A 246-nucleotide genomic window follows, 5' to 3' on the forward strand; every position below is an offset into this window, starting at 1 on the left:
ATCCGACTCGGCAAAGGCATCAAGGCGGCAGACACTGTACTGACACGATCCGGTGACCATCTGACGTTGACCTGGGGAAGTGATGCCATCACCATCGAGCATTATTTTTCGTCTATCAGTTACCACATCGAAAAGATCGCCTTCGATGATGGCACGACCTGGGCCTATTCCAACCTGGCGTCCCGCCTGACCCAGACCGGCACTGCCGAAAACGAAAACTGGACAGGATTCTTTGACCAGAGCAAT

1 protein-coding gene is annotated in these 246 nt (G+C 53.3%); it reads left to right on the forward strand.

What is annotated here, in order from left to right:
* Nucleotides 1-246 (forward strand): calcium-binding protein (locus HWE04_RS24650; protein WP_241813946.1); only part of this gene is annotated, 246 nt, incomplete at both ends.

This window comes from Herbaspirillum sp. C7C2, from assembly GCF_022627865.1.
In the GTDB taxonomy this organism is placed as follows: domain Bacteria; phylum Pseudomonadota; class Gammaproteobacteria; order Burkholderiales; family Burkholderiaceae_D; genus Herbaspirillum; species Herbaspirillum frisingense.